This is a genomic window from Candidatus Eremiobacteraceae bacterium (genome assembly GCA_035314825.1).
GTDB lineage: Bacteria > Vulcanimicrobiota > Vulcanimicrobiia > Eremiobacterales > Eremiobacteraceae > JAFAHD01.
On the sequence record DATFYX010000059.1, the window covers coordinates 1 to 17,206 of the forward strand.

17 protein-coding genes are annotated in these 17,206 nt (G+C 64.2%); 11 read left to right on the forward strand and 6 right to left on the reverse strand.

Annotated features, from left to right (window positions below; all coding sequences use genetic code 11):
• Positions 1-297 precede the first annotated feature (297 nt).
• The gene (locus VKF82_07405; GenBank protein HME81888.1) at positions 298-2,538 is read right to left on the reverse strand and encodes a fused MFS/spermidine synthase; all 2,241 of its coding nucleotides are present in this window, start codon (positions 2,536-2,538) and stop codon (positions 298-300) included.
• A gap of 108 nt (positions 2,539-2,646) precedes the next feature.
• Between VKF82_07405 and VKF82_07410 the strand changes: the two genes are divergently transcribed.
• From VKF82_07410 to VKF82_07430, 5 genes are read left to right on the forward strand one after another with little or no spacing between them, the layout of a single operon-like run.
• The gene (locus tag VKF82_07410) at positions 2,647-3,900 is read left to right on the forward strand and encodes an efflux RND transporter periplasmic adaptor subunit (GenBank protein HME81889.1); all 1,254 of its coding nucleotides are present in this window, start codon (positions 2,647-2,649) and stop codon (positions 3,898-3,900) included.
• 1 nt (position 3,901) lies between these two features.
• A complete protein-coding gene (locus VKF82_07415) occupies positions 3,902-7,153 on the forward strand; it encodes an efflux RND transporter permease subunit (protein ID HME81890.1) in 3,252 nt (1,083 codons plus the stop codon).
• Positions 7,154-7,204: 51 nt separating this feature from the next.
• On the forward strand, positions 7,205-8,320 hold the full coding sequence (locus VKF82_07420; GenBank protein HME81891.1) for a hypothetical protein: 1,116 nt from the start codon (positions 7,205-7,207) through the stop codon (positions 8,318-8,320).
• A complete protein-coding gene (locus VKF82_07425; GenBank protein HME81892.1) occupies positions 8,317-8,613 on the forward strand; it encodes a MoaD/ThiS family protein in 297 nt (98 codons plus the stop codon). Before VKF82_07420 ends, VKF82_07425 begins: the two co-directional genes overlap by 4 nt.
• A gap of 23 nt (positions 8,614-8,636) precedes the next feature.
• The gene (locus tag VKF82_07430; GenBank protein HME81893.1) at positions 8,637-8,912 is read left to right on the forward strand and encodes a DUF4242 domain-containing protein; all 276 of its coding nucleotides are present in this window, start codon (positions 8,637-8,639) and stop codon (positions 8,910-8,912) included.
• Here VKF82_07430 and VKF82_07435 read toward each other — a convergent pair.
• Positions 8,907-10,067 carry a hypothetical protein gene (locus tag VKF82_07435; GenBank protein ID HME81894.1) on the reverse strand — a complete coding sequence of 387 codons (1,161 nt, stop codon included), beginning with the start codon at positions 10,065-10,067 and terminating at the stop codon, positions 8,907-8,909. The two genes, VKF82_07430 and VKF82_07435, sit on opposite strands and share 6 nt — an antisense overlap.
• 200 nt (positions 10,068-10,267) lie before the next feature.
• Between VKF82_07435 and fabG (VKF82_07440) the strand changes: the two genes are divergently transcribed.
• Complete coding sequence (gene fabG, locus VKF82_07440) at positions 10,268-11,008, forward strand: 3-oxoacyl-[acyl-carrier-protein] reductase (GenBank protein ID HME81895.1); 741 nt, start codon at positions 10,268-10,270, stop codon at positions 11,006-11,008.
• 42 nt (positions 11,009-11,050) lie between these two features.
• On the opposite strand, the gene VKF82_07445 is transcribed toward fabG (VKF82_07440), so the two are convergent.
• Complete coding sequence (locus VKF82_07445) at positions 11,051-11,686, reverse strand: hypothetical protein (GenBank protein HME81896.1); 636 nt, start codon at positions 11,684-11,686, stop codon at positions 11,051-11,053.
• A 155-nt stretch (positions 11,687-11,841) separates the two neighbouring features.
• Between VKF82_07445 and fabG (VKF82_07450) the strand changes: the two genes are divergently transcribed.
• The 4 genes from fabG (VKF82_07450) (at position 11,842) to VKF82_07465 (ending at position 15,209) form a co-directional block, all read left to right on the forward strand.
• Positions 11,842-12,597: a 3-oxoacyl-ACP reductase FabG gene (fabG, locus tag VKF82_07450; GenBank protein HME81897.1), complete on the forward strand. Its 756-nt coding sequence runs from the start codon at positions 11,842-11,844 to the stop codon at positions 12,595-12,597.
• Entirely contained in the window at positions 12,594-14,402 is a 1,809-nt protein-coding gene (locus tag VKF82_07455; protein HME81898.1) for an alpha/beta fold hydrolase, read from the forward strand. The genes fabG (VKF82_07450) and VKF82_07455 overlap by 4 nt, the downstream gene beginning before the upstream one ends.
• Positions 14,399-14,752: a helix-turn-helix transcriptional regulator gene (locus tag VKF82_07460; protein ID HME81899.1), complete on the forward strand. Its 354-nt coding sequence runs from the start codon at positions 14,399-14,401 to the stop codon at positions 14,750-14,752. The genes VKF82_07455 and VKF82_07460 overlap by 4 nt, the downstream gene beginning before the upstream one ends.
• Positions 14,753-14,885: 133 nt before the next feature.
• On the forward strand, positions 14,886-15,209 hold the full coding sequence (locus tag VKF82_07465; GenBank protein ID HME81900.1) for a hypothetical protein: 324 nt from the start codon (positions 14,886-14,888) through the stop codon (positions 15,207-15,209).
• An 87-nt stretch (positions 15,210-15,296) separates the two neighbouring features.
• Here the strand turns inward: VKF82_07465 and VKF82_07470 are convergent, their stop codons facing one another.
• Positions 15,297-15,695, reverse strand: a complete 399-nt coding sequence (locus tag VKF82_07470) for a hypothetical protein (protein HME81901.1) — start codon at positions 15,693-15,695, stop codon at positions 15,297-15,299.
• A gap of 9 nt (positions 15,696-15,704) precedes the next feature.
• Positions 15,705-16,274, reverse strand: a complete 570-nt coding sequence (locus VKF82_07475; protein ID HME81902.1) for a hypothetical protein — start codon at positions 16,272-16,274, stop codon at positions 15,705-15,707.
• 89 nt (positions 16,275-16,363) lie between these two features.
• On the opposite strand from VKF82_07475, the gene VKF82_07480 reads away from it, so the two are divergent.
• Entirely contained in the window at positions 16,364-16,819 is a 456-nt protein-coding gene (locus VKF82_07480) for a ribonuclease HI family protein (protein ID HME81903.1), read from the forward strand.
• On the opposite strand, the gene VKF82_07485 is transcribed toward VKF82_07480, so the two are convergent.
• Complete coding sequence (locus VKF82_07485) at positions 16,816-17,202, reverse strand: hypothetical protein (protein HME81904.1); 387 nt, start codon at positions 17,200-17,202, stop codon at positions 16,816-16,818. The two genes, VKF82_07480 and VKF82_07485, sit on opposite strands and share 4 nt — an antisense overlap.
• Between the last annotated feature and the right edge of the window lie 4 nt (positions 17,203-17,206).

The following is a 17,206-nucleotide window of genomic DNA, read 5'->3' on the forward strand; positions in this document are numbered from 1 at the left end:
CCAGATCCTCAAGGGTGAGCTGTCGAAACCCCTCACTTTCATTTTGAAGGCGACCGTGCAACGATTAACGTTGCCGCTCGGAGCATGTATTTCTGCTTGCGACTAATGTGGCTTAATGTGGCTTATCGGCCAAGAATGCCGGCAAATTCCAGCGAACAGCTAGGGACACAAAACGTCTCAAAGCGTCATGGATCAAAGACAAGCACGCCCAAGAGCGGATTTTGGTGGACGCGCCTAAAACGTCTGGGGGTCAGGAGATCGCTGGTTCGAATCCAGTCGGCCCGAAACTGACGTCGTTCACTGCGAGCCGGAAATGACGCGTAGGCTGAACGCCGTCACCAGGCTGGAATAGTCGTCGGTCCAGACCCGGAATTTGGTGGCCGGGCATTGCTGCCAGCGCGGATCGCTTGCCAATAAGCGGATATTCCCACCCTTAGCGCCGAGCGCGATCCAAGTAGAGATCCGCTTACCCATCAGAAGCTCGATAGGCTTCGAGTTTGCGTCGTGGTTGACATAGCATTGCAACCCGGCATCCGTGGCGAGAGACGTGAGCACCGGCTCGAGGTCGAACCATCTGCTGCTTATGTGAAAAGCGAGCACCCCATCGTCGGTCAGCTTTCTTATGTAGAGCGACAGGGCTTCTCTCGTCAACAGATGGAGCGGCACGTAATCAGAGCTATACGCGTCCAGTATCAACAGGCTATAGCCGCTGTCCGGTGCTCGGCCGAGCGACAGTCGTGCATCGCCGATCACGGTCGGGGTGGGCCCGGCGCAGTCCGGGAGGTAATCGAAAAGGCGCGGATCGCGAGCGATCAGATCGATTTGCGGGTCGATCTCGTAGATCGTCCAGCGCTGCGTCGGCAGATGATAGCAGAGCGCGGAGCCGGCCCCTTCGCCGACGACCGCAATCGACGCATTGCGCAGTTCGGGTTGCAGGGCGCTGAATATCTGGCCGAGCGGTCCACTTCGCGTATAGTATGAAAGCGGCCGGTCGCGCTCTTCCGGCAGCATGTTCTCGATGCCGTGGGTCGTCGAGTTGTGCCAAAGATGGTGATAGTTCCCGGACGCAAAGACCGTCTTGACCCCGAAGAAATCGCGTCCTAGGTACAGGTTGTGATGGCGCGTCTCGTCGAGGAATAGACCGCACAGGAGCAGCGTCGCCACCGAGACGGCGAAACCTACCCTCTGTCTGAAAGCAAGAAGCGCGATCAACGCCGCGGCTAGGAACGCCGCAGTCGCATGCACAGCGATTGGGTGGCCGTAGAGCCGGCTCTCGATCCAGATGAACGCGGCAAGGGCCGCGCCGAGCAGCAGCGGCAGCTCGACATTCCACAATCGAGGGCGGCTGGACTCTGGCTGATCGGGGCCGCGCATGAAGAAGGCTGCAAGCACCAGCACGATAGGGTATTCGTAGACATCGCGAAACACGTACGGGGCGATGATCGCGTTGAAAATGCCGCCGAGCGCGCCGCCAACGGCAAGCCACAGATAGAACTCGGTCAAGCGCGTTCTTGACGGCCGATCCGCAGCCAGCAGCGTGTGGCAGGTCAGGGCGATCAGGAAGAACGCCCCGAGGTGAATGAGGATGCGCAGGAGCGCGGGCCAGCTCACATCAGCCGCCAGCACCACCACCAAGAGCAGCATTGCGAATGGAGCCGTAAGGTAGAGGCGCTTGAGGCGCGATCCGCTGTCTCCTGAAAAAGCGATCACCAGGGTCAGCAGATACAGCGCCAGCGGGATGACCCACAGCAGCGGGATAGGGGCGACGTCGGCGGAGATGTAGGAGGTGACGCTGAGCATAAGGCTTGCCGGGATGAAGGCAAGCACGACCCAGCGGATCTTGCGGCGCGTGCTCACGACTGCGTCGGGGAGAGCATCGTGCGCGGCATCCGCGCCGCCGAGTTCCGATGTCGTACGGTATGCGATCAGCCCACACAATCCGAGAGAGCCGGCGAGAAGGAGGTAGCCGACGGACCAGATGAGGCTTTGCGATCGCAAACCGAGGAGCGGTTCGAGCGCAAAGGGGTACGCGAGCAGCCCGAGCATGCTGCCCGCATTGCTCGCGGCGTATAGGAAATACGGGTCACTGGCGCGGCGGTTCGGCGTGCGCGCGAACCAGCTCTGGAGGAGCGGGCTCGTCGCGCTCAGGACCAAGAGCGGTACGCCGAGCGAGACGAGCAGTGTGATCAGCACCCACGGGACCGCGGTCACGCTGGTCGGGGGCGCGAGCGGGGAAAGCACGCGCAGCGGCAAGAACACGAGAACTGCGATCACAAGCGCCGCGTGGATCGCGAGCTGGGCACGAAGCGTGGCGCGTTGCTGCAGCACGTAGGCGTAGTAGTAGCCGGCGAGAAGGATCAGCTCATAGAAGACGACGCAGGTGTTCCAGACCGCCGGCGCGCCGCCCAGCAGCGGCAGGAGGGCCTTGGCGAACATCGGTTGCACGAGAAACATCAACGTGGCGCTCGTGAACAAAGCGCTTGCGAACGCAGCGGTCGACCATCGGTCGAATCGTTCCGGGGCTCCGAGTGACGTCATGCGCACTTTTCATTTCATCGGCAGATGGACACGAGATTAAGAAAAAGGTCGAGAGCGTGGGCTGAGTTCACAGCATCCTCTATATCCGGGATGCAACAATGTTTTGGTATGCGAAACCGAGCGTCCCGCTATACGAAGTCCCTCATCGCTTCGGCGGTCATCCTCACGGCCGCGGGCTGCGCGCACAACACGACCACGCTGAAGACCCCGGCACCCCTCGTGCCCATCGAGAAGACGGCGGTTCGCACCGTCCAACCGGTCCTCTCGTTGTCGGGCTTGGTCGCGCCACTGCAAAATGTCGCCATCACTAGCGATCTGACCGAGCCGGCCGCTGCAGTGCTCGTCAACGAGGGCGACGTCGTGCAGCGCAGCCAGGTGCTCGCGCGTCTCTCCATCGCCGATCTGCAAGCGCAACTCGACGCTGCAGACCGCGCTGCGGCCGAGGCAGACGCAAAGGCCACGCAGACGAAGTATCAGGCGCAGTACGCGATCGCATCGGGCGGCGATCAAGTGCGCAGCGCGCAGGCACAGCTCGATCTTGCGGAAAGCACACTGCATCGCGACCAGATGCTGTTCGGGCAGGGATACATCTCCGCACAAGAAGTGCAGACGCAGCAGACGAATGTCGCCGCCGCACAGGCTGTGCTCGCGACCGCGAAAGAGAACCAGCTGGCCAACGGCGACCAGCGCCAGGGAATGCAGCAGGCGAACATCCAGGCCGCGATCGCCGCCGCAGCTTCAGCGCACGCGCAGGCAGAGCAGGTGCAAGCGCAGATCGCCAAGGCGACGATCGTCGCGCCTGTCGACGGCGTCGTCGTGAATCGCAACATCAACCCAGGCGAGTATCCGGGCACGCGCCAGATCTTCACACTGCAAGAGATCTCAAGCGTCTATGCGGCGCTGAACGCATTCGGCGGGCAGATCGCGGGCATCCCCAAAGGTGCGACCGTGACGCTCACCTCGGTCGCCTTGCCCGGCCAGCGTTTCAACGCTACGGTCGTCGCGGTGCTGCCGCCGACATCGCCCACCTCGGCGGGATTCATCGTCAAAGTCGTGATCCCGAACCCGAAGCGCGCGTTGCTGCCCGGCATGACGGTGGCGGCGAACGTCGCCAAGCAGAGCCTCAGCGGCGTCACGGTGCCGGTGGGCGCATTCATCGACGATACGCACCACACGCTCTTCACGGTTGACAACAACGATACGGCGCACATCTCGCAAGTCGTGGAGATCGCCCGCGGCACGCGCTATGCGGTCGTCAAGGGACTCCCGAGCGGCGTCAACGTCGTGACCGACGGCACGCTCGCCATCTCGGACGGCCAGCAGGTCCAGATCGCGGGCGGGGAAGCCGCGATGTCGCACTGATATGTGGCTGACCCGCCTCTTCGTCCAGCGACCGGCGCTCGTCTTCGTCATGATCGTGTTCATCACGATCGCCGGCGTCATCTCGTATCTGACGATCACGCAGCAGCAGTTCCCAAACGTCGACCTGCCGACCATCACGGTGCAGGTGAACTATCCGGGCGCATCGCCGACCGAGATGCGCGACAATATCGCACGGCCGATCGAAGACCAGATCGCCGGCGCTCCGAACCTCAACGTCATCAACACCACCGTCCTGCAAGGCCGCGCGACTATTTCAGCCGTGTTCAACCTCGGCGCCGACGTCAACACGTCGCTGGTCGAAGTGCAACGCCGCGTGCAGGCGGCCCAATCGCAACTGCCCACCGATCTGCGCTCGCCGACGATCTCGACGGTCGACCCCGGCCAGTCGACGGTCGTCACGCTGGGCATCGCCTCGCGCACGTACTCGATCGCCGGACTTTCGGACCTGGTGAACAACCAGATCATCCCCATCCTCGAGCAAGTAGACGGCGTGGGCTACGTCAACTCCAACGGCACGGTGACGCCTTCGTTCCAGGTCGTGGTCGACCCGGCGGCGCTCCAGGCAGGCGGCTACTCGATCAACGACGTCGTCAACACGCTGGCCACCAACAACCTGCGCCAGCCCGGCGGCATCATATACCAGCCGGGGCGAGAGACGACGGTCGACGTACGTGGCGACATCCAAACGCCAGAAGGAGTGGCGAGCCTTCCGCTGCTGCTCAGCGGCCAGGCCCCCGCATCGACTGGGGCGGGTGCCGTCAATCCCTGGTCGAGCCCATCGAGCGTCGTGCGCGTCGGCGACGTCGCATCGGTGACCGACGGCTACGAGGAGCGGCGCGTCTTCGCGTTCGTCAACGGCGCGCTGCGCGTGTTCCTTCAGGTGCAGAAGACGACTCAGGCCAACGAGGTCTCGACCTCCGACAACGTGCTGAAGACCCTGCCGCGGTTACAGGCGCAGTTCCCCGGGGTCGACTTTTCCGTGGTGAACGTCCAGGCGACGTATACGCGCCAACAGATCGACGGCGTCGTGCACACGTTGATGGAGGGCATCGCGCTCACCGCGGTGGTGATGCTGTTCTTCCTCGGGTCGTGGCGCAGCGCGGTCGTCGTCATGGTCGCGATTCCGACCTCGCTGCTCATCACGCTGTGCGTGATGAAGCTGGCCAATTTCACCATCGACACGATCTCACTGCTGGCGATGACGCTCGTGGTCGGTATTCTCGTCGACGATTCTATCGTGGTGTTGGAGAATATCGAACGGCATCACAAGGAGGGCGAGCCGCCGCTGTGGGCGGCCATCAACGGCCGCTCCGAGATCGGCTTCGCGGCCATCGTGATCACGCTCGTCGACGTCGTCGTGTTCCTGCCGATCGCGTTCCTGCCCGGCGTCGTCGGCAAGTTCTTGACCGAGTTCGCGTTGGTCGTCGTCGTCGCGACGCTCACCTCGTTGTGGACATCGTTCACGGTGACGCCGACGCTGGCCGGCCGCTGGTCGCTGCTCAGCAACTGGACGCCCTGGCCCGTGATGCGCAAGTTCGAAGAATGGTTCGAGCGCGCGCGAGTATACTATGCGGAACACCTGCTGCCCGCCGGGCTGGCGCGGCCCAGGATGGTGGTCGCGATCGCCGTCGCCTCGCTCATCCTCGCGATCTCGCTCGTGCCGCTCGGCGTGCTCGGCTTCACGTTCATCCCGCCCGTCGATCGCGGCGAGATCTTCGTGCAGATCACCTTCCCGCCGGGCACGCCGCTGACGACGACCGATGCGGCCGTGCGCCAGGTCAACACGGTCGCGCTCCAGGTGCCCGACGCCAAGGCGATCACCGGCGTGTCGGGCGCGTACTCGTCGCCGTTCGGCGGCTTCCTCAACGAAGGCAATGTCGGCCAGGTCCATCTGTTCCTCAATGACAACCGCAGCCATTCGACCGACTACTGGGTGAATTACCTCAAAGGCAAACTGCGCTCGATGATACCGGGCGCGACGATCGTCGTCATCCCGGCGACCAGCACCGGCGGCGGCAACGCGCAGCCGATCGACTACCTGGTGACCAGCCTTCGTGGCGATCCGTTGCCGTACGCACAGCAGGTCTACGAGGCGCTGCGCAAGATACCGGGCGTCACCAACGCCACGAGCTCCGGACAGCAGCTCGCGCCGCAGGTCGAGGTCACCTTCGACAAAGCATCGGCGAAGGCGCTCGGCATCAGCGTCGGCGCGGCGTCCACCGCCATCAGGGCGGCGCTCGGCGGGGCGGTGGCGACCCAGATCGAGGCGGCGAACGGGCTCAAAGACGTGCAGGTGATCTATCCGCTCGAAGATCGTACGAACCTCGATGCGATCGGGCAGATCGCGGTGCGCGCCAACGACGGGACGTTGGGGCGGGTCGGCGACGTCGCGACCCTGCGCTGGGCGCCGACGCAGCTGGTCATCACGCGCGTCAACCGCCAGACCGTCATCCACGTGACGGCGAACGTGGCGAACGGCTACGCGCTCTCGAACGTGCAGCGCGATTTCAGCAAGCAGCTGCAAGCGATGCATCTGCCCGCGTTCGTCTCCGTGCGCGCGAATCCGAACGGCAATCAGCAGAACCTCAAAGACACGGTGACCGGCATGGCGGCGGCACTCGCGCTGTCGTTCCTGCTGGTCTACCTGCTCATGGTCGCGCTCTACAACAACTATTCTACGCCGTTCATCATCATGTTCTCGGTGCCGGTCGCGTCGGTGGGTGCTATCGGTGCGCTCGCGCTGACCGGCCAGACGCTCAACCTGTTCTCGCTCATCGGCACGGTCATGCTGGTGGGGCTCGTGTCCAAGAACGGCATCTTGTTGGTCGACTACGCGAACACGCTGCGCCGGCGCGGTTACGCCAAGTTAGAGGCGCTGCGCCAGAGCGCGCGCGTCCGGTTCCGGCCGATCGTGATGACGACGGCATCGATGATCGCGGGCATGACGCCGTTGGCGCTGGGGCTCGTGCAAGGGTCGCAGGTGCGCCAGAGCCTCGGCATCGTCGTCATCGGCGGCCTCATCAGCTCGCTGCTGCTGACGCTGGTGCTCGTGCCGGTCGCCTACATGCGCTTCGCGCCGGAGCGGCTCCCGAAAGAAGACGACCTGCCGCCCGAGCATCACGACGGGGCACCGTCCGCCGCGCCTCACGATCTCGACGCCGCACTCGACAGCATCCCGACGGGCAATGGCGGGTTCGTGCCGCCGCCTGAAGAGGCTCCTCGCCGCACTTAGAGGAGCTCCACGCCCTGTTGCAAATTCCCGCACGGCTATGAAGGAGCGGCGATGAGCGGAGTACGGGTGCTGGTCGGCACGCGCAAGGGCGCGTTCGTCATGACATCGGATGCGAAGCGCACGCAGTGGGCCATCGACGGCCCTCACTTCGGCGGTTGGGAGATCTACCACGTCAAGGGTTCCCCCGCCGATCCGGATCGCTTGTATGCGTCGCAGAGCAGCGGCTGGTTCGGACAGCTGATCCAGCGCTCCGACGACGGCGGCAAGACCTGGACGCAGATGGGCAATGAATTCGTCTACGATGGCGTCCCCGGCACGCATCAATGGTATGACGGCACGCCGCATCCGTGGGAGTTCAAGCGCGTCTGGCATCTCGAGCCGTCGCTGACCGATCCCGACAAAGTGTATGCGGGCGTCGAAGACGCGGCGCTGTTCCAATCGGGCGACGGCGGCAAGACCTGGGCCGAGCTCTCCGGGCTGCGCCAACATGATACCGGCAAGCACTGGCAGCCCGGCGCGGGTGGCATGTGCCTGCACACCATCCTGCTCGACCCGAAAAATCCGCAACGCATGTTCGTCGCGATCTCCGCGGCCGGCGCGTTTCGCAGCGACGACGGCGGCAAGACCTGGCGCCCGATCAACCACGGTCTCCACTCCGCGCAGCTCCCTGCCCCGGAGGCCGAAGTCGGCCACTGCGTCCATCGCATCGCGATGAACCGCTCGCGTCCGGACACGCTGTTCATGCAAAAACATTGGGACGTCATGCGCAGCGATGACGCCGGCGACTCATGGCGCGAAGTCAGCGGGGATCTGCCCAGCGACTTCGGCTTTCCGATCGACGTGCATCCGCACGAGCCCGACACGATCTTCGTCGTCCCCATCAAGAGCGATTCGGAGCATTACCCGCCCGACGGGAAGCTGCGCGTCTATCGCAGCCGGACCGGCGGCGACGAGTGGGAAGCGCTCACCAAAGGCTTGCCGCAGAGCGACTGCTACGTCAACGTGTTGCGCGACGCGATGGCGGTCGACTCGCTCGATTCGGCCGGCGTTTACTTCGGCACCACCGGCGGCCAGGTGTACGCCTCGACCGACTCGGGCGACACCTGGGCTCCGATCGTGCGCGACCTCCCGGCTGTGCTGTCGGTCGAGGTCCAGACGCTGGCGTGATCAGAGTCGTGCTCCCGGCGCACCTGCGGACGATTGCGCACGTGGAGGGTGAGGTCGTGCTCGACGTCGCGGGCGAGCCCACGCAGCGCTCGGTGCTCGACGCGCTCGAGGCGTCGTATCCGACGCTGCGCGGCACCATCCGCGATCACGTGACGCAGCAGCGCCGGGCGTTCGTACGCTTTTTCGCCTGCGAGCAGGACCTGTCGCACGAATCGCCGGACGAGCCGCTGCCGAAAGCGGTCGCGGCCGGCACCGAACCGTTCATGGTCGTGGGCGCGTTGGCAGGCGGTTAACGGCCCGCAGAAGGAGGACGACGATGCCGAGATTCATGGTGGAGCGCACGTTTCCCAAGGGCTTGCAGATACCGACCAACGACGCCGGCGCAACGGCGTGCATGACGGTCGTCGGCGCGAACGCGCATGAGGGCGTCACCTGGATCCACTCGTACGTGAACACCGATAAGACCAAGACGTACTGCATCTATGACGGGCCTGACGAAGCCGCAGTCCGCAAGGCGGCCCTGGCGAACAGCCTCCCGGTCGATAGCGTCACCGAGGTCCGGGTGCTGGATCCCTACTTCTACCACTCATAGGATCATGATCTGACGACCCGTTGCGCCTTCGGCTTTCTCCCCGCTTTCCACGCGGGTCTTGAGATGGCGCAGCTGTGCCGTCTCCATGAAATGGTGGACGAGACCGGCCATGAACAGCCGCGCCGGATCGCCGAATCGTTCGTGCCCCAGAGCCGCGCGCGCCCTGACGTGTAGGCGCGTCGTCTGCCCGTCGAGCGGCTCGAGCACGAACGCCCACGTCGTCTGCCAGAAGTGCGCGGGCCGCGCTGCGGTGAAAGCGAGTTGCCGGCCGGTCTCGACGTCGTAGAGACCGCCTAAGACGAACGCGCGCGGAGCGTCGAGGATCAGGACTTCGAAACCGGCGTCTCCTTTCGGCATCGCCGGGATGACGTCGCCGACGTGCAGATCTTGGAGCTTTGCGACGATTCTGCACGCGCTGGTCATGCCGCCGTTGTCCAACGCGTCCCAACTATACCAGCCTGCGCGCTGGCAACCCATCTGGACAAGCCACGGCCAGATCGCATCCGGCGAAGCCGCGATCGTCACGCCATCGGTCGCCTCGCCGGCGGCATCGAGAAGCAACGTATCCCCTGCTAAGGGCTGATGGGTTTCCGCTTCGCGCGGCGTGCCCAATTCGCTGACGATGAGGTCGAGCAGATGCCGGCGGATGAAATGCGAGAACGGGCCGACGACGAGCCAATATCGCTCGAAGCGCCGCCACGACGCGTCGTCGGTTGCGCTCACGCGTACCTCGACGATGAGCCGCGTCACCTCGTGTCCGCGAGGCTCGAAGCGCAACTCCCACGCGACCTTCGCCCAGCCCGGATACTCGAATCCGGCAAAGTCGTCGGGCGGCACGTGCATGAAATCGATTTGCGGTTGCCAGACCCTGCCGATCGCGCCGATCGTGATCGACGATCCGGGCCGCTCGGCGAGGACCTGAAAACCTTGACCCGGTGCGGCGAGGTCATCGATCCGCAGCGAGACGCTCTCGGGAGCGCGGCCGCGCAGCCGGTCTGGAATCGTCCGCAGCGAGAAGAGCGCGCGCACGATGGACGATCGCGCCATGTCAAGGTGGCGCACGGCCTGCCACGCGCTGGAGACGGGGACGCCGATGTCGACGTGATCGACCTGATCGAGGCGCGGCGTCGGGATGAACCGGTCGAGATCGCTCATGCTTCGTAGCATATCGAATGCATGTGAAGCGGCGTGCCTGGAGATTGGAAGGAGCCGTGAGCGTCTTCGGTAACCAAGGCCGGGCTATGACTCACCCGATCGTCATCGTGGGACAGCTTCAGACGCTGCTCGACAACACCCCGTTCAGCAGCTTGGTCCACCACGCAGCAACGGGACCCCCAGGCGGCTAAGCATACCGCATGTTACAAGGACGCGTCGCAGTCGTCACCGGCGGCACTCGTGGCATCGGCGCCGCGATCGCCGAGATGCTCGCCATGGATGGCGCTCACGTCGCCGCAGGCTACAGCAAGGGCGAAGACACGGCGCGATCGTTCAAAGGCAGACTTGAAGCCAAGGGACATTCGGTCTCCGTGCATCAGGGCCGCGTCGACGAGCCGGATCATTGCCAGCGCGTCGTGCAAGAAGTGCTCGCACAGTTCGGGCGCGTCGACTTTCTGATCAACAATGCCGGCATCACCATCGACAAGACCGTGCGCAGGATGACCGAAGAGGAGTGGCGCCAGGTGATCGCCGTGAATCTCTTCGGCGCGTTTCACATGACCAAAGCGGTGCTCGAGCACATGATCGAACGGGGCAGCGGTCGCATCGTCAACATCAGTTCGGTGATCGGCGAGACCGGCAACATCGGCCAGGCGAACTACGCTGCCTCCAAAGCCGGACTGTTCGGTTTCAGCAAGAGCCTTGCGCTCGAGATGGCGCAGCGTGGCATCACGGTGAATTGCGTCGCTCCGGGATTCATCGCCACCGAGATGGTGTCCGCGATTCCGAAGGCCGCGCTCGACAAGGTCATCGAACGCATACCGCAGCGCCGCCTCGGCACGCCGCAAGAAGTCGCGCGCGTCGTGCGCTTCTTGATCGATGACGATTCGTCGTACATCACAGGTGCGGTCTACGACGTCAACGGCGGCCTCGACATGTAGTCCCGCGCTCTTGAGCGCGGGCTCGGCCTCAAGAGGCCAGGACTACATTTCCCGCATCGCGACGATCAGCCGCGCAGGCGAATTGACCTTGTATCTGATCCATTCGACTTCGGCGACGCCGCTTCGCTCCCGGAGGGGCAGCGGGTCGAGTCCGCGCGGCGATGGTCCCACGAATGTGCCATCGCTCCGCTGCATATGGGTGCCGAGTTTGGTGAACTCCGTGCCGTGGCACGGACACCAGAAGTGCCCGAGCGCGTCGATCCACGTGTAGCGGCAACCGAAATGAGGGCAGATCGGGCTCAGGATCAAGAATCCTAATGTTCCGACCTCGAACGGGACGCCGCCCTCTTGTGATGGATTGAAAAGCTCTGGGCGTTCTTGCCGCAGCTGGAGCTGGTCCGTCTTGCTCAAATGGACGGCCCACACGAAATCGGTTTTCTCTTCGACGAGGTCGCGCTCAGTGACGTCTTTGTCGACGAAATAGACCTTGATCGGTCTGTCAGCGGTCGCCTGAAGCGCTGCGAAGTCATCTTTGCGCAAGCGCCACCACGTGTCGTCTGCGGTAGATCCCGCGCGCGCGTCACCAAGAGGAATGGCCAGGCCGAGCGTCGTCATCGCGCCGATCGCGATGGTCGTCTGCGCGATGAAGCGGCGCCGTTGGATGCCTCTCGCAAACATGGTGACCCCGTTCGTGGGCACGCGATGTCGACCTGGGTGATCTCGACATGTAGTCCCGCGCTCTTGAGCGCGGGCGTTCACATGTAGTAGCGCGTTCTCTTGAACGCGATCCCTTCGAAGGGGAATACAGCGCTCGCTAGGTGAACCTAGCGGCCATGAGTACTACGACGCTCGAGAACAGGGTTGGAATCGTCACGGGCGGGGCACGCGGGATCGGCGCCGCGATCACCCAGCTGCTGGCTGCGGACGGCGCCACGGTGATCGTCATGGGCCTGGCATCGGATCGCGAGCGCACTGAATCGCTGCGCGCATCGCTCAACGGCGCGGCTCACCGGGTCGCGTTTCGCGAGGGAAACGTCGCCCACTACGACATTTGCAAGGGCGTGGTCGACGAGGTGCGGGCGCATTACGGGCACATCGATTTCCTCGTCAACAACGCCGGCATCACGGCGGACCACACGGTGCGCAAGATGACGGTAGAAGAATGGCAAGCGGTCCTGGCGGTGAACCTGTCGGGGCCGTTTTTCATGATCAAGGCGGTGCTCGACCACATGCTCGAACGCGACTACGGACGGATCGTGAACATCTCATCCGTCGTCGGGCACACCGGCAACTTCGGCCAAGCCAACTACGCATCGGCCAAGGCCGGCGTGATGGGCCTTACCAAGACCGTGGCACTCGAAGTCGCGGCGCGCGGCATCACGGTGAACGCAGTGGCGCCGGGTTTCATCAATACCGACATGGTGGCCGCGATGCCCAAAGCGGCGATCGACGCCGCCATCCAGAAATCTCCTGAGAGGCGCTTGGGCCAGCCGGACGAGGTCGCGCGCGTCGTGCGCTTCCTCCTTGACGAGAGCTCCGGCTACATCACCGGCGCCGTGTATGACGTCAACGGCGGACTGTACATGTGAGCACCTCGACCATCCCGCCAGAAGAGCTCGAGTACGGACTTGACATCGCGGGCATCGACCCCGCCTCGCTGAGCGACGCGCTGCGCGCGGTCGCGGCCGATGCCATGCTCAACCCGGCGATGCTGGCGACCTGGCTGGGCGGCCTTTCCATCGCCGAGCAGACGGTCGGGCTCAACACCCTGCGCCGCATGCAAGGCGAGGACCCGGCCCCGTCAGCCCTCGTGCCGTCCGACGACAAACGGTTTGCCGATCCTGCCTGGAAGACGAATCCGTTCTTGTTCGGCGCGCTCGAAGATTATTTCGTCCGCTCGACCGCGGCGCTGCAGCTCGTCGATGCGTCGCGCTTGCCCGAAGCGACGCGCCACAAAGCGCGCTTCGCGGTCAAGCTCATGATGGACACGCTCGCGCCGAGCAACGTGCCGTGGATGAACCCGGCTGTCGTCAAAGAGGCGATGAACAGCGGCGGCGCCAGCTTGGTGCGCGGCTTGCAGAACTATCTCGACGACGTCAAGAACAACGGCGGGCAGCCGCGCCAGGTCGACACGTCCGGCTTCAAGCTGGGCGTCAATCTCGCGGCCACGCCCGGGCGCGTCGTCTACCGCAACAAGCTCATCGAGCTGATCGCGTACGAGCCGCAGACGCCGAAGGTGCACGCGATACCGCTGTTGTGCAGCCCGCCCTGGATCAACAAGTATTACATCATGGATCTGGCGCCGGGGCGTTCGTTCGTCGAATGGGCGCTTAAGCACGGCCACCAGACCTTCATGATCAGCTATCGCAATCCCGATGAGTCGATGGCGGCCTATACGATGGACGACTACCTGCGCGAAGGCTTGCTGGCCGCGCTCGACGTCGTCGAGTCCATCACGGGTACGAAGAAGACCAACCTCAACGGCCTGTGCCTGGGCGGCACCCTCGTGGTCATCGCGCTCGCGTATCTGGCGGCCAAAGGGCAGGCGGGACGCATCAGCAGCGCGACAGTGACCAATACGCTGGTAGATTTTTCGCTGCCGGGCGATCTCGGCGTGTTCACCGACGAAGCGTCGGTGAGCAAACTCGAGGCGCGCATGCAGGAGCGCGGCTACCTCGAAGCCGGCGCGATGGCGGGCACCTTCAACGCGCTGCGCGCCAACGATCTCATCTGGAGCTACGTCGTCAACAACTGGTTCATGGGCAAGAACCCGCCCGCGTTCGACATCCTCGCGTGGAACGGCGACAGCACGCGCATGCCCGCGGTCATGCACTCGCAATACCTGCGCGCGTGCTACCTGCGCAATGCGCTGATCGAGCCCGGCGCGTTTGCCATCGGTGGCGTCAAGATCGATCTGGGGAAGATCCGCACGCCGCTGTACGTGCTCGGCGCAGAGTCCGACCACATCGCGTTGTGGCACGCGAGCTATGCGACGACCCAGGTGGTGGGCGGTGAGGCCAAATACACGTTGACCAATTCCGGCCATGTGGCCGGCATCGTCAATCCGCCGGGCAACCCGAAATCGCATTACTGGACCAAACCGCGCGTGACCAAAGGTCAAACGCCGGAGGCATGGCGTGCCTCTGCGACGCGCCACGACGGCAGCTGGTGGAACGACTGGAGCGCCTGGGTCGTGCGCCACGCCGGGCCGAGCGGCGCGCCCGCGAAACTGCCGCCGGGCGAACCGGCTCCGGGCGTCTACGTGCGCGATCAGGTCGGAGCAGCGTTCGGCAGCAACGGCAAACCCCGTGGGCCAGCGCGCGCGAAGGCGCCTGCGCGCAAGACGCGCGCCGCCAAGCCGACAACCAAAGCGCGTCGGGGCCGGCGCACATGAGCACGCGCGACGACGCGGTCTGGAAGAGCCTCGGCGAGTTCATCAAAGCGCAACGCGAACTTGCGAATCTTTCGCTGCGCCAGCTCGCGGAGTTGGCCAAGGTGTCAAACCCGTATCTGAGCCAGGTCGAGCGCGGCCTGTACAAGCCCTCGGCAGAGGTGCTCAAGAACCTCGCCAACGCGCTGCACATGTCGGCCGAGACGATGTACGGCCAGGCCGGCCTGCTCGATGAGGACAGCAAGAACGTCGCTCCTCACGGCGTCGAGTCGGCGATCAAGTTGGACCCGGGCCTCAGCCAAGACCAAAAAGAGACGCTCATCCGCATCTACCGGGGCTTCACCGAGCGCTAGGGATCCGGCAGCGACGTAGGTCGCTTGCCGCCGACCGTCCCGGCCTGCAGTACTTGACATACGAAGCGCGTGCTTGGTATACTTAGCACACAGTTTAACACCACCGCACACGCGGACCAAAAAGGAGACCACAATGCCTACATACACCGAATACCTCGAAAAAGTCCAAGAAGATGTCCTGACGCAGATCAAAGAGGCTCAGGATGCCAGCCTGAAGAGCATGGAATCGCTGCGCGAGATCGCCGCCAACTATCCGACGACCGTTCCCGCGATGCCCAAGTTCGAAGGTTTCCCGACGCCCGCGCAAGTCATCGAACAGAGCTTCGAGTTCGCCGAGAAGTTCCTCGAGATCCGCAAGGCCTATACCCTCAAGGTCGCCGAGCTGATCGAGACCGCGCAGAAGCAGGCCGTCGAGACGTCGCGCACCGTCGCCAAGACCGCCAAGCACAACAACTAAAAAATAAGTGTAGCGGTCGAATTTATTCGACCGTTCAACGAAGACGAGAAGCGAGACCGCCGTTGGTAATCCAACGGCGGCTTTTTTTTATGAGGTCGGCGCTTGCGGGGCTTGAGGCGGCGGAGGTGAGGCCGGCGGTGGCGGCGGCGCGGCGGATGGAGCACTCGTCGGCGGCACGAGCGAATACGGGGGGTCCGGCGCCGGCGGTTCGGGCGGCATGCGCCCGCCGGCCAGCGCGAGGCGCAGGCGGCGGTTGGCGAGCTCGATCGGCCAATCGGTGAACGCGAAGACGACGAGCAGCACGAGGTTGGCGACGGGCACGAGCATCAGCAGGCTATACGCCCCCGGATAGCCCGCTTTGACCGCGATGCGCCAGTAGATCCAGATCGAAAACGCCATGATCGCCAGAATGACGAGAAACCAAACGCCGATCGCCGCTGCGGTCAGCGCGGCCCAACCCGCGTCGAGATGGCCAGCGGAGTCCATTGGTAGTTCCTAGTGCCCTGGCTGGCCGGGGTATCCGCCGCCACCAGGGCCGCCACCGGGCCCGCCCCCAGGAACGCCCGCGCCGCCGGGGCCGGGGCTGGAGGAGTCGACGGGCGGCGGCACGCGCGAATGCTGTGCGCCCTGGAACGGTTTCTCGACGCCGTTGATGGTGATCGTGCCGAACATATCGGCGATGCCGTCGAGCGTCGCGTCGATCTTCCCGACGACCGTCGCGTCCGGAGCATTCGACGACTTGATGTCGAGCTTGAGGTGCGCGCCCTCGCGCACGCCGCTGACGATGTAATTGTTCTTCTTGTCGGGGCTCCAGGTTCCGGCGATCGAAGTGCCGTCGGCCTTGAGGGTCATCCACGAGTATTGGATGTCCTTTTCCTCGATGATGATCTGCCACTTGCCGTTGGGGATCAACGCAAGTTCCATGAACGGTGTGGGGACCGGGGTCGGAGTCGCCGACGGCGAGGCCGCCGCGCGGGCGGTCGTCACCGAGGCCGTCGCCCAGCCGGCGAAGAGCGCCAACCCGACGAGTCCGACAAATGCGATGCCACGAAATCGTTTGACCATGATGGTTTTGCTATACGACTTCGGCGCTGAGGCGACCTGGCGGGCAAGCGCGGAAGTATTTCAGCGGGCCTGCGATAAATGGCGCTTGCATGAGCGCGGCATCTAGGTCGGGACACGCGTCGCATTGCATCATCTACACCGATGGCGGGGCTCGCGGCAATCCCGGACCTGCGGCTGCGGGCGCCGTGATCCTTGCGGATGACGGCCAGGTGGTCGCCGAGATCAGCGAGTATCTCGGCGTCGCCACCAACAACGTCGCTGAATATCGCGCGCTGCTGCTCGCGTTGCGGCGCGCGCTTGACGAGGGCTTTCGGCGGGCCGATGTCTGCATGGACAGCGAGCTGGTCGTGCGCCAGCTCGGCGGTCAGTATAAGGTCAAAGACGCCAAGATCGTGCCGCTGCACGCCAAAGCGCGCCACATGTTGCGCGAATTCGAAGAAGCATCGGTCACGCACGTGCGCCGCGAACAGAACAAACACGCCGACAAGCTTGTGAACGCCGCGTTGGACGCAGCCGCCGATCAACGGCGCCTGGACGAGTCCTAGTGGAAGGGCAAGTGACCTATGGCGGGATTCGTCGGCGGAACGGGCGCGACGGGGACGGTCCTGGTACCGGATGTCGTCTTGACCGTGACCGTCGAAGGTGAGCCTGCCTCATAGTACGCGGCGATCGTTCCCGTGCCGGCCAAGCAGAATAGGCCCTTGGCAGAGCCCAGCTTGAAATCGTAGGCGAATGGCGTCGATTCCGGCACGAGCTCGCTGGGCGGGCACGCGCTCGCGCTCGCGATCGTGATGACGCCTTTGCCGACTTGATACGCCACGATCGAGGACGGATTCGCAAGTTTCCAGGTGTATGTCCACGCACCCGAGGGGCTTGCGTCGAGCGTGACGAGCAAGCCCCCGAGCAGCAGGATCGCGATTCGTTTCATGCTC

Excerpts from the sequence above, each read along its gene's own strand:
- VKF82_07405 (HME81888.1), bottom strand. The coding sequence starts at position 2,538 with ATGACGTCACTCGGAGCCCCGGAACGATTCGACCGATGGTCGACCGCT.
- VKF82_07410 (HME81889.1), top strand. The coding sequence starts at position 2,647 with ATGCGAAACCGAGCGTCCCGCTATACGAAGTCCCTCATCGCTTCGGCG.
- VKF82_07415 (HME81890.1), top strand. The coding sequence starts at position 3,902 with ATGTGGCTGACCCGCCTCTTCGTCCAGCGACCGGCGCTCGTCTTCGTC.
- VKF82_07420 (HME81891.1), top strand. The coding sequence starts at position 7,205 with ATGAGCGGAGTACGGGTGCTGGTCGGCACGCGCAAGGGCGCGTTCGTC.
- VKF82_07430 (HME81893.1), top strand. The coding sequence starts at position 8,637 with ATGCCGAGATTCATGGTGGAGCGCACGTTTCCCAAGGGCTTGCAGATA.
- VKF82_07435 (HME81894.1), bottom strand. The coding sequence starts at position 10,067 with ATGAGCGATCTCGACCGGTTCATCCCGACGCCGCGCCTCGATCAGGTC.
- fabG (HME81895.1), top strand. The coding sequence starts at position 10,268 with ATGTTACAAGGACGCGTCGCAGTCGTCACCGGCGGCACTCGTGGCATC.
- VKF82_07445 (HME81896.1), bottom strand. The coding sequence starts at position 11,686 with ATGTTTGCGAGAGGCATCCAACGGCGCCGCTTCATCGCGCAGACGACC.
- fabG (HME81897.1), top strand. The coding sequence starts at position 11,842 with ATGAGTACTACGACGCTCGAGAACAGGGTTGGAATCGTCACGGGCGGG.
- VKF82_07460 (HME81899.1), top strand. The coding sequence starts at position 14,399 with ATGAGCACGCGCGACGACGCGGTCTGGAAGAGCCTCGGCGAGTTCATC.
- VKF82_07465 (HME81900.1), top strand. The coding sequence starts at position 14,886 with ATGCCTACATACACCGAATACCTCGAAAAAGTCCAAGAAGATGTCCTG.
- VKF82_07470 (HME81901.1), bottom strand. The coding sequence starts at position 15,695 with ATGGACTCCGCTGGCCATCTCGACGCGGGTTGGGCCGCGCTGACCGCA.
- VKF82_07475 (HME81902.1), bottom strand. The coding sequence starts at position 16,274 with ATGGTCAAACGATTTCGTGGCATCGCATTTGTCGGACTCGTCGGGTTG.
- VKF82_07480 (HME81903.1), top strand. The coding sequence starts at position 16,364 with ATGAGCGCGGCATCTAGGTCGGGACACGCGTCGCATTGCATCATCTAC.
- VKF82_07485 (HME81904.1), bottom strand. The coding sequence starts at position 17,202 with ATGAAACGAATCGCGATCCTGCTGCTCGGGGGCTTGCTCGTCACGCTC.